At 67.2% G+C, this 14444-nt stretch carries 13 protein-coding genes; 4 read left to right on the top strand and 9 right to left on the bottom strand.

From position 1 onward, the window contains the following. Nucleotides 1-73 precede the first annotated feature (73 nt). From ABD210_RS21860 to ABD210_RS21835, 6 genes are all read right to left on the bottom strand, one after another. Nucleotides 74-511: a hypothetical protein gene (locus ABD210_RS21860; protein ID WP_344113753.1), complete on the bottom strand. Its 438-nt coding sequence runs from the start codon at nucleotides 509-511 to the stop codon at nucleotides 74-76. A gap of 29 nt (nucleotides 512-540) precedes the next feature. Next, nucleotides 541-1125 carry an HdeD family acid-resistance protein gene (locus ABD210_RS21855; protein ID WP_344113752.1) on the bottom strand — a complete coding sequence of 195 codons (585 nt, stop codon included), beginning with the start codon at nucleotides 1123-1125 and terminating at the stop codon, nucleotides 541-543. Between the two features lie 320 nt (nucleotides 1126-1445). Continuing rightward, nucleotides 1446-2474 (bottom strand): thioredoxin family protein, encoded by a 1029-nt coding sequence (locus ABD210_RS21850; protein WP_344113751.1) that lies wholly within the window; start codon nucleotides 2472-2474, stop codon nucleotides 1446-1448. Nucleotides 2475-2784: 310 nt separating this feature from the next. Then, on the bottom strand, nucleotides 2785-3594 hold the full coding sequence (locus tag ABD210_RS21845) for an alpha/beta fold hydrolase (protein ID WP_344114133.1): 810 nt from the start codon (nucleotides 3592-3594) through the stop codon (nucleotides 2785-2787). Between the two features lie 5 nt (nucleotides 3595-3599). Then, nucleotides 3600-4073 carry a hypothetical protein gene (locus ABD210_RS21840; protein WP_344113749.1) on the bottom strand — a complete coding sequence of 158 codons (474 nt, stop codon included), beginning with the start codon at nucleotides 4071-4073 and terminating at the stop codon, nucleotides 3600-3602. A 302-nt stretch (nucleotides 4074-4375) separates the two neighbouring features. After that, nucleotides 4376-7165, bottom strand: coding sequence for an AAA family ATPase (locus ABD210_RS21835; protein WP_344113747.1), 2790 nt, complete (start codon nucleotides 7163-7165; stop codon nucleotides 4376-4378). Between the two features lie 71 nt (nucleotides 7166-7236). On the opposite strand from ABD210_RS21835, the gene ABD210_RS21830 reads away from it, so the two are divergent. Both ABD210_RS21830 and ABD210_RS21825 read left to right on the top strand, forming a co-directional pair. Further along, on the top strand, nucleotides 7237-7941 hold the full coding sequence (locus tag ABD210_RS21830; RefSeq protein ID WP_344113746.1) for an alpha/beta fold hydrolase: 705 nt from the start codon (nucleotides 7237-7239) through the stop codon (nucleotides 7939-7941). Continuing rightward, nucleotides 7928-8350 carry a tautomerase family protein gene (locus ABD210_RS21825; protein WP_344113745.1) on the top strand — a complete coding sequence of 141 codons (423 nt, stop codon included), beginning with the start codon at nucleotides 7928-7930 and terminating at the stop codon, nucleotides 8348-8350. The genes ABD210_RS21830 and ABD210_RS21825 overlap by 14 nt, the downstream gene beginning before the upstream one ends. A 217-nt stretch (nucleotides 8351-8567) precedes the next feature. Here ABD210_RS21825 and ABD210_RS21820 read toward each other — a convergent pair whose 3' ends face one another. Both ABD210_RS21820 and ABD210_RS21815 read right to left on the bottom strand, forming a co-directional pair. After that, the gene (locus ABD210_RS21820; protein ID WP_344113744.1) at nucleotides 8568-9392 is read right to left on the bottom strand and encodes an enoyl-CoA hydratase/isomerase family protein; all 825 of its coding nucleotides are present in this window, start codon (nucleotides 9390-9392) and stop codon (nucleotides 8568-8570) included. Nucleotide 9393: 1 nt separating this feature from the next. Further along, complete coding sequence (locus ABD210_RS21815; RefSeq protein WP_344113743.1) at nucleotides 9394-10671, bottom strand: MFS transporter; 1278 nt, start codon at nucleotides 10669-10671, stop codon at nucleotides 9394-9396. 170 nt (nucleotides 10672-10841) lie between these two features. On the opposite strand from ABD210_RS21815, the gene ABD210_RS21810 reads away from it, so the two are divergent. Together ABD210_RS21810 and ABD210_RS21805 are read left to right on the top strand one after the other, a co-directional pair. Further along, nucleotides 10842-10991, top strand: coding sequence for a hypothetical protein (locus tag ABD210_RS21810; RefSeq protein ID WP_344113742.1), 150 nt, complete (start codon nucleotides 10842-10844; stop codon nucleotides 10989-10991). An 81-nt stretch (nucleotides 10992-11072) separates the two neighbouring features. Then, nucleotides 11073-12572 (top strand): DUF2252 domain-containing protein, encoded by a 1500-nt coding sequence (locus ABD210_RS21805; protein ID WP_344113741.1) that lies wholly within the window; start codon nucleotides 11073-11075, stop codon nucleotides 12570-12572. 21 nt (nucleotides 12573-12593) lie between these two features. Here the strand turns inward: ABD210_RS21805 and ABD210_RS21800 are convergent, their stop codons facing one another. Next, nucleotides 12594-14426, bottom strand: coding sequence for a glycoside hydrolase family 15 protein (locus ABD210_RS21800; protein WP_344113740.1), 1833 nt, complete (start codon nucleotides 14424-14426; stop codon nucleotides 12594-12596). Nucleotides 14427-14444 lie beyond the last annotated feature (18 nt).

The following is a 14444-nucleotide window of genomic DNA, read 5'->3' as shown; positions in this document are numbered from 1 at the left end:
GTCAGCGAAGTACGGCGGCGCAGCTGTGGAGGCCGTCGTCAGAGACGACAGCCTCCACAGTGTGACTGCTGGTTCAGCGGGGGTGGGCGGCCAGCTTGGTCAGGTCGTCGGCGTACCAGCGTGCGTCGAGAGCGTCGAGGATCGCGAGCCGGGCATTGTCCGTGGCCCACGAGGCCAGGTCGATGGCAGCTTCGGCGTCGGCCTCGGCCCAGTCGGCGTCCGTCGTGGCTGCCTCGGCATCCCGCTCCCTGCGGCGTTGTTCCATCTTGGCCTTCAGATCGGCCATCTTGACGGATGCATCGGCCTTGACCTGAGCCCATTTGCTATCGATCTGGTCCGCCGTCTGGTCGAGACGCTGCTGCCCCTTGTGGACCACTGACTGCAGGTTCTGCTGGTTCTTGTCGATGCGAGCCGCGAGTTGTTCGTGGTCCTCCGCGGCGGCCTGCCGGACCTCCTCGACGGTGCCGTCGACACGCTGCTGCAGGTCTTCCAGTTGCTCGGTGTAGTTCATCGTCTGCTCCTTGCTGGGATTGGTGCGGATCAGGAAACGGCCTCGGCGACGCGCCGGGTCGTGTGCTGCAGTTGGCGACCCTCGCCGGCGACGACGAGCGTGCTGACGCCGTAGAAGATGCTGTAGAGGCCGAAGACGGTCGCCAGCGACAGCGCGCCGAGATCGGGCCGGACGAACAGGGCCGCAGCGAACGCGATCGAGACCAGGCCACTCAGGATCAACCAGGCGCGCTCTCCGGCCCGACGGCCGCTCGTGAACACCATCGCGATTTCCACCAGACCGGTGAACAGGGCCCACCAGCCCACGATGAGCGTCAGGACCACTGCCGTGGGCCCTGGCCAGATCAGTGCGACGACTCCGGCCGCCAGCGACAGCACCGAGAGCAGCAGATGGCCGACGACAGACCCACCTCGGTCGCTGCTGAAGGCGCGGCCCGCATCCATTGCCGACGCGATGAAGGCGTACACCGCGAAGAGGATGACGAATGCACCGATGGTGATATCCGGCCAGATGACGGAGACGGCTCCGATCCCGATCGCCAGAAGACCGCGCCACACGAGCGCCTTGGAGATGGTGCCGACCACACTTGCCTTCGTTGTGCCGTTCGTGTTCATGATTGAGCTCCCTGCTCCAGTTGGTTTCGCGGTATCGGACGATGCCGCTACCTCGAGACTCGCGGCCCCAGCGCCCGGAAGAGCCAGGGAACACCCCTGGCCACATGCCTGGTCCCGTGCCCTACCCCTGGTGGACCCGCTATCGGGCGCGTGGGGGCGAGGACGTCCAGCAGTCCTGGAACCGGCACCCCGCCGAGGCAACTTTCCCGATCGGCGTAAGCACGGGCACATCGGCCGGCAAACGGCGGCGTGCTTGGTGGCGGCGCCGCGAGCCGATGACGTAGTCGGGGGTCGGCTCGCGGTGCGGCTGGAGGATCCGGTCAGCCGAAGGTGAAGGCAAAGGCCTGGGCACCGGCCTCCTGGAAGGCGATCTCGAAGGTGTGGTCGGTGATGGGACCGGCCTGACGGACGAGCTGGTAGAGACGGGGCTGGTCGAGCACACCGTTGCCCTCAGCATCTACATCGGTTCCCTGTGCGGCAGCGGGTGGCAGCCCGTCGATCCGCAGCTGAAATAGGATGCGACTGCCCGGCGTGGCCGGAGCCATTACCAGGTTCACGTCGCGGGCATGGAAGCGGTAGCTGATCACGCCACCGGCCCTGTTCAGCACGACGGCTTGCCGGGTGACGGTCCAGTCCCCCGCGAGCGCCCAGTAGTTCAAGGGCAGCTGCGGCGGAACCACATACGTGTGACTGGTCCCGAGAACCGCGCCGTTGGGTGAGGCGAAGTTCTCGGCGCGCTCGGAGCCGAGATAGTTCTCGGGTGACCACAGATCGGTCCAGTCGGCCGCGGCTTCGACACCCGCCGGGTCAACCTGGACGAGGTCCGTGCTGAAGCCGCTCGCACCGGACTCGGCCAGCAGCCGCTGGATCATCCGCTCCGACTGGTCGTACCCGCCCTCACCAAAGTGGTGATGACGGATCTGCCCGCTGGCGTCGATGAAGTAGAGCGCCGGCCAGTAGCGGTTGTCGAACGACGTCCAGACGTCGTAGTCGTTGTCCACCGCCACCGGATGCTCGACCCCGATCGCTTCGACCGCCCGCCGTACATTGCCGAGGTCGTGCTCGAAGCCGAACTCGGGTGTGTGCACGCCGATCAGGACGAGTCCGTATCCGCCGTACTTCCCGAGCCAAGCCCGGCGATACGGCAGAGTGCGCAGCCAGTTGATGCAGGTGTAAGTCCAGAAATCGACCAGGACGACGTGACCTCTCAGCTCGGCCGCGGTCAGCGGCCGCGAGTTCAGCCACGTGGTCGCGAGACCGAGCGCCGCCAGGGCATGATCCTCGGAGCCGTCGTGGGCAGACGGCACCAGCCGGGACAATGCGGTGCGCCAGCGATTTGTCCCCTTCATGACGACCTCCCTCCGCCCTGTGTGCGACTCACGCAGGGTCTCCGGCCAGCACGAACCCCCAGGGACTCGCCCACGGTGTCGCGCTCGGCCTGTCGATCTCGCATCTCACCCGAGCGATGTGGCCGGCTGAACGAGCGTCGCCTTCCCGGTCTCCCCATCAGCTGTCCCCACGACAAGAGGGAATTCACTCTAGCCCCAGCGACTGGGTGACTGGGTCGCAGCCACCACCTGAGCCGACCCCACTTGAGCCTGGACGCGCCAGCCGGCCGGAGCGTTCTGCTCCGGTCGGCTTGGTTGTTGTGGCGTGGGTTCAGCGGGCGGCTTGTTCGATCACCTTCGTCACGGTCGAGGGCTGGGACAGCATGACCAGGTGGGAGGCGCCGTTGACCTCGAGGATCTTCGCGCCGGCCCGGTTGGCCATGAAGCGCTCCGCGGCCGGGGCGATCGCGTGGTCACCGGTCGGGACGACGGCGTACTTCGGCAATGCGGCCGGGGCGGTCCGCTCGATCGGCTCGCCGAAGGCCGCGGCTGCGACCGGACGCTGGGCGGCCACGAACGCGGCGGCCTGGCGGGCCGGGATGTCGGCGGCGAAGACCGCGCGGGCGTTGTCGGGCTTGATCGCGAGATCGAGCCCACCCGGGTAGGTGATCGGCGTGGTGGCCGAACCGAGGTCGCTCCCGGGGAACCGCGAGTTCAGCGCACCCAGCGTCTCACCGGCCTCCGGGATGAACGCGGACACGTAGACGAGCGACTTCACGCCCGCGGTATCAGCCAGCTCGCTGACCAGGGCACCGCCGTACGAATGCCCAACGAGCACCATCGGACCGGGGATAGTCGCGAGTACGCCGCTCAGATACGACGTGTCGGACGCGATGCCCCGGAGTGGGACGGCCGGAGCGACAACCTGGTAGCCGTCGTTCTGCAGCCGGCCGGTCACCTCGGACCAGCTGTTGCCATCGGCAAACGCCCCGTGGAGCAGGACGATGGTCGGTTTCTCATTGGTTTGCATTCCCACCGTGGCTGGTGCGGTGCTTGCGCCGGCCAGCAGTACGGCGCCGCCCAGTGCGGTCAGAACGACGTTGCGGCTCAGGTTTCGTGCCTTGCGAATCAGGCTCATCATGGTGTTCACGCCTCTACGTTGTTGGTGATGGGAGCTTGGAGGTTGCGGGCCTCGATGGCCTTGACGGAGTTGTGGAAGGGCTTGCCGAGGACGCTCTTGCCGAACAGGCCGAACACGATCCCGAGCAGCCGGCCCTTCAGGTTCTTGCCCTGGCGCACGATCGAGACGTCGATCGTGGTCGCCCCGTCGGCCCGGCGGTGGAGGGTGTAGGTGTGGCCGGACGCGCCGCCCCAGAGGTTGGAGTCGGTGGTCTTGAGGACGATGTGGTTCGGATCGGACCAGTCGTAGTGCAGGCGTTCCCAGACGCCGCCTGAGCCCTCGGTGACATCGGCGTACCCGGGCCCCTGGGCGTGGACCTTCAGGAAGTCGTCCGAACTGTTGGCGAACAACTGCGCCCGGCCCGGCCCGAAGTCGGTGAGTCCGGCGATGAACTGCTCAGGTGTCGAGGTGGTGATCTCGGTGAAATGAATGGTGGACATGTGCGTTCCGTTTCCTTGAGGGATGCCCTGGAGGGATCCACTACCTTCACTGTTCGTCGGTTCGGAACCAGTCACGCCAGTCGATTCCCCTGGTGTGCCAACGGGTGCACCGCCTGGCGGGTCAGTCCGCTTCGAAGGTCGGGACGATCGCCATCGGACCGCGGGCCGAGCGAAGGACCTTGTTCGTGAACGAGCAACAGACAGCGTGATGCGCTCGCCGGCAACCGCAGGGCCTCGTCATGCGCGAGACCGACTGCACGACGGCGCCTGCGCTGGTACCAGGCAAAGTCCCTGGTCCGTCCTCACGACCCGTGCGGTGGGTCGGTGAGGTCGCGGAGTTGGTGGCGGCCGGCGACACCGAGCTTCGGGAAGGCGCGGTACAGGTGCGAGGCAACTGTGCGCGGTGACAGGAAGAGACGGTCGCCGATCTCCGGGTTGGTCAGGCCGCGAGCCGCGAGAATGACGATCTCACGCTGCTGTGCGGTGAGTTCCGCGAGAGGGTCGGTCGACGTGGTCGTGACCGGCTCGGCCACGCCACACGCGCGCAGTTCGGTTTCGGCACGCCGGCTCCACGGCGCCGCACCCAGACGGCGGAACGTCTCCAGGGCAGACGCAAGGACGGGCTTGGCCTCGTTGATCCGTCGTTGCCGGCGCAGCCACTCCCCAAAGTCGAGTCGCAGCTGAGCCCGCTCGAACGGCCACTGCTCTCCGTCAGCCTCGGCCAGCCCTCTGTCGAAGTAGGCCTCAGCGTTCGAGGACTCGGCGAGGAGTGCGCGGGCACGAGCAGCGAGTTGGTGCAATCGCGGACCGCTGGTCTCCTCGACCGGGGCCAGCGCGCGCTCGACGAGCGTCTTGGCATCGGACCGTCGTCCGGCCCGTACCGCGGCGGCGCCGAGGTCAGCGATCGCCAGGTACGACACATGGTGGTGCACCGGTGCGCCGGTCTGATCGAAGAGCTGCCGAAGCTGGGCGTATGCCAGTCCGAAGTTGCCCTGTGCGAACGCCGACAATCCGGCAGCATGGCGGGCCCGGGCGGCGATTGACCGGTACTCTCTCGCATCAGTGCTCGTCCCTGCGCTGGCCAGCAGCTTCGGGATCTCTTCGTACTCACCCCGCAGGGCGCTGATCGTGGCCGTGCACAGGTCGGCCGTCGCGGCAACGATCTCCATTCGGTACGCCGCCGCCGCGTCGGCTGCTTCCCGCGCAGCCGCGAGCGCTTCGTCCCAACGGCCGCTGTCGATGCATGCCCATTCGAGCGCCGATAGCGCGGCCCCGCTGGCACCTGACAGCCCGGGCGCCCGGAGCCGGCTCAGTGCGTCGCGCAGGAGATCTACCGCGAGTTGAGTCTCGTCCAGGAGCCAGGCCGACGCCCCGACCTTGGCCAGATCCGTGACTCGGCCGGCGGCGATCCGGTGCAGCGCGTCGACGCCTTTCGTATGCGCAGTCAGCGGCTCGACGCATGCCCTGACCCAAACGCGTTGCTCGTCGGCCAAGCCGACCGGCCAATCGGCGGGCGGCTGGACCGGCTCGGACAGCCGGTCCAGCGTGCGCACGACAGCAATTCGATCGGCGGCTGCGCCGGACTGGTAGGCGACGGTGGCTGCCAACCCGATCGCGTCCCACGCCACGACCGGCAGGTCAGGTGTTGCCCCCTCAACGACAGCGAGCAGGGTGGACAAAGCTGCTGCGTGCTGGTTGGACCACACGAGCGCCCACCCGATCCGCGCCCGCGCAGCGAGACGCAACTGCGGATCGGCCGTTACGGCAAGCACCTGGCGGGCGAGGTCCTGAACCCAGTCCGCCTGACCGGCGGCGAGAGCAAGTCCGGCGGCGGCCAGCAACCGTCTGGCCTGGTCCGCTTCGGCGGGGCTGAGTTCAGCGGCCCGTTCCAGAGCTCGCGCCGCGGCCGCCGCGCCGCCTCGCCGCTGGGCCTGCATGGCCGTGTCCTCCAAGAGGGCCGCCAGGCGCTCATCGGGTTCGAGTGCGGCTGTCGCGAGGTGCCAGCCGCGACGATCGGGCCGGTCGCGCAGAACCTCCGCGACGACCCGGTGGGCCGCTGCACGCTCGGCGAACGGAACCGCGTGGTAGACGGCAGCACGGATGAGCGGATGGGTGAACTGCGGTCCGGATTCGTCGACACGAATCAGCCCAGCCCGCTCGGCAGGGGCGAGGCTGGTCGCGCCGACTCCCGGGATCCGCGCGGCCACTCCCGGGCTGTCCGCCACTGCGGCGAGCAGCAGCGCCGCCCGGGCGGACGGCGCCAGTACGCCGAACTGGTCGGCCATCACGTGTGTCAGTCTCTCGGTCAACGGAAGCGGTTCGGCAGTCCAGCGCCGACCTGCGCCCGGGTCCGCGGCGATGACTTTCGACAGCTCGATCAGCGCGAGGGGGTTGCCGTCGGCTTGTATCAGTACGTGTTCGCGTGCCCGGCCGTGCGGAGGGCGTGGCTGCTTGTCGAGCAGCCGCCCGGCTTGCGGCGTATCCAAGGGTGGCACTTTCAGTTCGTCGAAGTCACGATCGAATCCAGTTGGAGCGCTTGGCCCGCGTGCTGCGAACAGCAGTACGAGAGGCTCGGTGTCCAGTCGCCGTACGGCGAATGCCAGGCTGTCGAGCGACGCGCGGTCCAGCCACTGGCCGTCGTCGACGACCACGAGCAACGGACTTTCGTCGGCGACGGCCGACAGCAGGGTGAGGACGGCGATCCCGGTGAGCAGGGCGTCGGGTGGCACCGGGTCATCGGTCAGTGCGAACGCGTTGAGCAACGCCTTGGCCTGCCGGCCAGGCAGCGCGGGCAGGCGATCGACTACCGGCCGTAGCAGCTGGTGCAGACCGGCGAACGCAAGGTCGCGCTCGGAGACCCGGCCGGTGACGCTCAGCACCTGCAGACCTGTGGACCGTGCACGTCGCGTCAATTCAGCCAGCAGTGCGGTCTTGCCCACTCCCGGCTCACCCAGCAGGACCTGGACCCGGCTTGCGGCCGGCGGTTCGTCAACGAGCTGTGACAAGCCTGCCAGCTCGCGGTCCCGCCCGATCAACCCGATGTCCGCGGCAGTCACCTCGACCCCTCGTGCGATCCCAACTGCAGTCAGCATACGGATACCCGGGCAGCGATCGGTTGGAGAGCATGACGGCAACGACACCCTGACCGGAGGGACGTACCGAGATGAACGCGCGACCGAACATCGTCCTCGTGCACGGCGCCTGGGCCGATGGTTCTTGCTGGAGCGGTGTCATCGAGCGGCTGCAAGCCGACGGCTACCACGTGACAGCCCCACAGTTCCCGCTGACCTCGCTGGCCGACGACGTGGCCCGGCTGCGGCACGTGCTCGAGCTCCAGGACGGCACCACGATCGTCGCCGGGCACTCGTACGGCGGACAGATCATCACCGCCCTGAGTACCGAAGCCCCGAACGTGGTCGGCCTGGTCTACGTCGCGGCCTTCGGCCTGGACAACGGCGAGGCCCTCGGAGCCCTACTGTCCCAGGGGCCCACGCCGCCCGCGCTCGAGCATCTGTTCACGGACAAGCAGGGTTTCGCCTGGCTGACCGAGGATGACTTCGTCAACCACTTCGCCGCCGGCGTCGACCCTGCCCGCGCCAAGGTTCTGCACGCCGTACAACAGCCCCTGGCCGGATCCACGTTCGCCGACGTGATCGGCGTACCGGCGTGGAAGGCGTTGCCGACTTGGTACGCCGTGGCCGCCGAGGACGAGGCCATCCCGCCCGACGCCCAACGCCTGTTCGCGAGCCGCATGGGCGCCACCACCATCGAACTCCCGGCCGGCCACCTCGCGATGATCTCCCACCCCGACGAGGTCGCCGAACTCATCCGCGCCGCGGCGGAAGGAGTCCACCGTGCCGATGATTGACGTGTACGCCGCAACCGGCACCTTCGCCGACCACCACCAGCTCGCCGTCGACCTGGCCACCGCGGTGATGACCATCGAGCAGGTACCGGATATCGGGATGTTCCGGAAGAACACTGCGGCGTTCGTACACGAACTGCCCGCGGGCAGCCTGGCCAACGTGAACGGGGATGGCAGCTACGTCCGGATCCAGCTCCTCACGAACGCCGGTGCCCTGGACCGGGACAAACAGCTCGCTGTCGTCGAACAACTCAGCCAGATCGTCGCCACTGCCGCTGACGATCCCACTCTGATTGAGCGCACCTGGGTTCTGCTCACCGAGGCGGCTCCTGGCGGGTGGGGACTGCAGGGCCACGCCTATACCAACGAGGAGCTGGTTCTCGCTGCCCGAGCGGAACTCCACGGCTCTTAGTACTACAGCCGGAGTTTGTGATGTTGCGGGGACGGGCCCCGACTGCCAGCGGTCACGAAGCGGGGACCTTGAACACCAAGCAGGGACCGCGGACACGAAATAACGTGTTCAAGGCCCCGACTACCTGTCCCAAGTCCCCACTCTTGGTCAGGGCCGCACCCACCCAGCCCTCCGCGGCCCCTGCCGAAAGGCATCATCACGAACTACGGCTGTCGTACTAGACAGGTAGATGTCCTAGTAATTCAGGAAGGTCTAGCTCTGCTTCTCTGGTTTGGAAGCCGCTGGACAAGGCCGCTTGGATTCGGGCCTGGGCCTCGGGGGTGCGCACACTCTCTCCGAAGAGGTCGGAGTCGCGGCGGAAGTCATCGGCCGGTGCGAGGGCGATCGCGTTGACGCGGTCCTTGACTGCAGTCTGACCCGAGGCCGGGAGGCCGGCGATGCGGTGGGCGAGCTCGCGGACGAATTCGTCGAGTTCGTCGGCGGGGAGTGCACGGTTGATCCAGCCGTATCGCTCGGCGAGCTCGGCGTCATAGTCCCGCGCGCTCAACATAACCTCGAGCGCCCGGCCGCGACCCATCAGACGAACCAGGTGCTGGGTCGCTCCCCCACCGGGCACTTGACCGAACGCGGGCTCGAACTGACCGAAGATCGCCGACTCGCGTGCGGCGAACCGCATGTCACACGCCAGGACGAACTCGCTGCCGGCACCCCGTACCCGTCCCTCGATCTGCGCGATCGTCACCAGACGGCTCGCGCTCAAATGACGGAAGAGCAGCGCAATCGACGGCTCGCCCACCAGCTTGGCCGCCTCGGCCCGGTACGACGCGATCCGGGTCACGTCGACGTGCGGGATGAAGTAGTCAGGGTCCTCGCTCTTGAACACGAGCACCTGGATGGAGCCGTCGACCTCGGCCCGCTGAATCAGCGACACCAGGTCACGAACCAGCTCAGGTCCGAGGAGATTCATCGGCGGGCTGTTGATGCCCGCGAACAGTACGGCGCCCTCCTGCTGCACGGTCAACGTGTCGTAGTGGGGAGTCATCTCAGTTGTCCTTCCTGTCCACGAGGCTGCGAAGTAGCAATGGTGAGGCGATGAGGATGCCGACGGCGACGACGACGGCAAAGGCGAGGAGGATGACCTTGAAAGTCACGTACTGCAAGGCGATCCCAGCGCCGACGACGGGGAGCGAGAGGCCGAGATAGCCCACGACGAAGAACAGGGCCAAGGCAGCGGCGCGATCGTTGGGCGGCGCGGTCGTGATGACGACAGTCAAGGCACTTCGGAAGATGCTGCCGGTTCCTACGCCGACCAGTGCCGCTCCGATCAGGAAGAAGGTAAGGCTCGGCGGTTGCAACCAGGCCGCGGTCACAATCACGCCTAGGCCCAGGAGCAGCACGGGGATGCCGACGGCGAGTAGGCGGCGCAGCGGCCAGCTCCTGGTGATGATCTGAGTGAGCGCTCCGACGCCGAAGGCGATGAAGACGGTCAGGCCGGCCAGGACGGGCGACGAGCGATGCAGCGCCCCTGACAGGAACGCGGACGCCAGCCCGGCGAAGACGCCGTACACGCTGAACACCAGGAAGTCGCCGGTGAGCGCGGCACCGAACTGGGTGCGTGCAGCTCCAGGAAGCGCCAGCCGTTGCGGGCGGTAACGGGGGCGAGGCCTGGGCAGCGGCCTGACCTCAGGAGCCGCCCAGGTGGCGGCCAGCGCGAGCGCCAACAACACCGCGAGGATGACGTAGATCAGTCGGGGAAAGCTGGGAACGTACGTCGCGAGCAACCCGGCCGCCAAGGGGCCGACCGCCAGGCCGCCGACGTTCGCGACCGTGGACGTTATTTGCGCTCGCCGCGTGGGTACCCCGTTCGGACCTGCAGCAAGGTCGGTCAGGTAGGCGGTGGCTGTCGCGGTGGCCGCGCCCAAGGCGAGACCGGTGAGCACTCGCCCGATGAACAAGGCCGGCAGCGAAGTGGAGTTGGCGAAGATCACTGCAGCCAGCAAGCCCGTCAGCAGAGCGGGAATGAGCAACGTCCGTCGTCCGTACCAGTCCGAGAGATGACCCACGAGCAGCAGACTTGTCACGATCCCGGCAGCGAAGACGGCGTACACGATCGTGACGGTGATGGACGACAGATGGTCCTGTCGTCGGTAGATGCCGTACAACGCGCTCGGCGCGGTGGAGAAGGCCGTCAGGACCGACATACTCGCGGCCACGGCCCAGAAGCCCGCGGTCCGGCTCGAACGTCCGCGCTTCGTCCCCCCGGTGACCAGCGCGTCCTCGAGGTGAACGGTTGAATTGGTCATGTCACCTGAATTGGTCATGTCACCGATACTCCGCACCCACGACCTCCGTCGGACCCGTACACCCCACGTGCCAGACCACGGGTCCTCCGGGATCCGGGGCCGGCAGGGTTGAGACCATGGTGTTCCACGGGTGCGATGTAAAGCTCCGAGCGCGAATGTGGTCGATGTCAGGTAGGCCCAGGAGGGACATGCCGAAGAGCCAGTGGCATCTGCCCGGGTTCCTGTGGTTCCCCGCGGCGGACCTCTACGGGATCCAGCGGGTCGAGGACCTCGATCACGTGCTGGACCTGTGTGGCGCGGGCGTTTCAGGGATGATGCGGCGATCCGAGTCATGCTGAATCGTTGGCGGAGTACGCGGATTGCAGGGTGGGCCCGGCTCGTCCGACGAGCGCCTGCGACGGAGAGAAGGGCGGCCGATCATGTCGACGACAGTTGAACATCTGACTCTGGAGGAGCGCCGCGCGGGCGGCCTTGAGGCTCGCACCCGAGCGATGCCGGACAGTCACGCAGGGTGGAAGCCCGCCGCGGACCGGCCGGACCCGGTAGCACTCATCGAGGAGCAGAACCTCCGGCGTGACGCAGACCTGGTTCCGGTGCGGCACGGCCGGATGATGGCCTCGCCGTTCACGTTCTACCGTGGTGCTGCCAAGATCATGGCGGCGGACCTTGCTGAGACGCCCACGGCCGGTCTCCAGGTCCAACTGTGCGGGGACGCCCACCTGTCGAACTTCGGGGTCTTCGCATCACCGGAGCGAAATCTGGTGTTCGACATCAACGACTTCGACGAGACTCTTCCGGGCCCGTTCGAGTACGACGTCAAACGTCTGGCAGCGAGCCTCACGGTCGCGGCACAGAACAACGGCTGCTCGGAGTCGGACGCTCGTGCGATCACGAAGGCCGGTGTCACCTCCTACCGGGAGTCGATGGCCGAGTTCGCCGCCATGAAGACTCTCGACGTGTGGTACGCCCACCTCGCCGAGGACCAGATCAAGCAGTCGGTGACCGCCTTCCTGTCCGGCGCCGAAGGCGAGGGCAAAGGCAAAGGCAACAAGAAGGGCAGGAGCAAGGGCACCCGCGAGCAGGACGGTATGAGCGGGTTGACGCCGAAGCAGGCAAAACAGGCCCAGAAGCGCTTTGAGAAGGACGCACAGAAGGCGCATTCCCGCACCAGCGATCAGGCCCTCGCCAAGCTCGGCGAAGAGGTCGACGGCCGCTACCGCATCGCCAGTGTCCCGCCGGTGATCGTCCCCGTGCGCGAGCTCCACACGACGTACGGCGTAGAGCCCGGGGAACTCGAGGAAGTCGTCAGAGGTCAGTTCCGGGGGTACCGTTCCAGTCTTCGGCTCGACGTTCGACAACTACTGGAGCGCTTCGAGATCGTCGACTGGGCCCGCAAGGTCGTCGGCGTCGGCAGTGTCGGAACTCGAGCGTTCATCGTCCTCCTGCAGGGCCGTGACCGCGGCGATCCGCTTTTCCTCCAAGTCAAGGAAGCCACCAGGTCGGTTCTCGAAGGAACCTTGCGCAAGAGCGCGTTCAATCAACCTGGCGAACGGGTGGTTCAGGGCCAGCGCTTGATGCAGGCCAGTAGCGACATCTTCCTGGGCTGGTCCAAGGGTGTTCAGGCCGACCGCTACTACTATTGGCGCCAACTGCCCGACATGAAGGGCTCAGCGCTCGTGGAGCTGATGGCACCCGCAGCGCTGGCCTGGTACGGCCGCACGTGCGGGTGGACCCTGGCCCGTGCACACGCACGATCCGGCGACCCGGTTTCCATCGCTGCCTACCTCGGCGAAGGCGATGCCTTCGACAAGTCGATCACCGACTTCTCCGAACGCTACGCAGCCCAGAACGACCAGGACTTCGCAGCCTTCGCCAAAGCCATCGCCTCGAACCGGATCGAGGCCATCCAGGACGTCTGACCACCGCAGGACGTTTCCGGATCACGTCCGGTCGAGCTGGGCGTCCAGGGTCATGGCTGCGTCGATCAGGGCGAGGTGGGTGAACGCCTGGGGGAAGTTGCCGATCTGCTCGCCGGTCAGGGCGATCTCCTCGGAGTACAGGCCGAGGTGGTTGGCGTAGGTGAGCATCTTCTCGAAGGTGAGCCGTGCCTCCTCGACCCGGCCGGCCTTGCCGAGCGCGTCGACGTACATGAACGTACACAGAGAGAACGTGCCCTCCGACCCGCGGAGGCCATCCGGCGACGCCTCGGGGTTGTACCGGTAGACGAGGCTGTCGGTGACCAGCTCGGAGTCCATCGCCCGCAGTGTCGACAGCCACAGGGGATCGTGTGGGGTGATGAACCCCACCGTGGGCATGCGAAGCAGTGACGAGTCGAGCACCTTGCCGCCGTACTGCTGAACGAACGCACGGCGTTCCGGGTCCCATCCGCGCTCCATGACCTGGTCGTAGATCGCGTCCCGGGCACGGGTCCACCGATCCACCGGCCCTGGCCGCGACCGGCTGGTGGCGAGCCGGATCGCCCGGTCGAAGGCGGTCCAGCTCATCACCCGGCCGTAGGTGAAGTCCTTGCGCCCACCCCGGGTCTCCCAGATGCCCTCCTCGGGCTGGTCCCAGTTGTCGACGAGCCAGTCGAGCAGGTCCCGGACCGCGAGCCAGCCCGCGTGGCCTATGGTGAGGCCGCGCTGATCGCCGAAATAGAGGCTGTCCAGTGCTTCGCCGTAGATGTCCAGCTGCAGCTGGTCGGCGGCGCCGTTACCGATGTGCACCGGCCGGGAGCCGCGGTACCCCTCCCAGTGCTCCAGGGTCTCCTCTACGAGGTCGGAGGAACCGTCGACGCGGTACATGATGTTCAGCGGTCCGCTGGCCCCACCTGCCTTCTCCTGCACGCGGTCCCGCATCCAGCCGGCGAAGGCGGTCGCCTCCTCGGTGAACCCCATCCGGAGCAGGGCATAGATGGAGAACGACGCGTCCCGGATCCACGTGTAGCGGTAGTCCCAGTTCCGCTCACCGCCGATCTGCTCCGGCAGCGCGGCCGTGGGCGCGGCTACCAGGCCGCCGCTCGGTGCGTAGGTCATCAGCTTCAGCGTGATCGCCGACCGCTCGAGCATCTCCCGCCATCGGCCGGTGTAGGTGGACTGCTCGAGCCACGTCCGCCAGAAGCGCGCCGTGTCGTCGAACAGCTGCTGTGCCTCGGCGGCCCGGATCTCCCGTGGCGGTCCGTCGGCGGCCGTCTCGAGCATCAGCCCGCGTAGCTGCCCGGCCTCCAGGGTGAACGAGATCTGCAGATCCCCTGCGTCGTCGACCTGCGGCTGGACGAGGCGCTCGTCGTCGGGCTCCCTCACATCGTGAAAGGTCAGCGTCGAGTCGTCGCTCGTGCAGACACCGCCGTGCTCGGTCAAGTGCCACTGATGAGCCTTGCGCCCGTAGTCGAACCGCGGTGCGATGTCCAGATCGAAGGTCATCCGTCCGCGGACGCAGCGCAGCAGCCGCACGATTCGGTGGTTCTGGGTCGCGTGCGTGCTGCTCGTCGCCGGCATGAAGTCGATCACCTCACCAACGCCGGCCTCGGTGAGGAAGCGAGTGACGAGGATAGCCGTGTCCGGGAGATACAGCTGCTTGGTGTCGAAGGTGCCATGCGACGGACGGATGCGGAGGTGGCCGCCCTTCTCGTGGTCCAGCAGCGCCCCGAACACACTCGGCGAGTCGAAGCGGGGCGCGCAGAACCACTCGATCGAGCCGTCCGTGCTGACGAGCGCGGCAGTCTGCAGATCCCCGATCAAGCCGTGGTCCGCGATCAGCGGATAGTCCTTCATGTCAGCTCTCTTCGTGTT

This window comes from Kribbella alba (assembly GCF_039529635.1).
GTDB lineage: Bacteria > Actinomycetota > Actinomycetes > Propionibacteriales > Kribbellaceae > Kribbella > Kribbella alba.
Note: the sequence above shows the minus strand (reverse complement) of the source record. Positions and strands in the feature narration are given on the sequence as shown.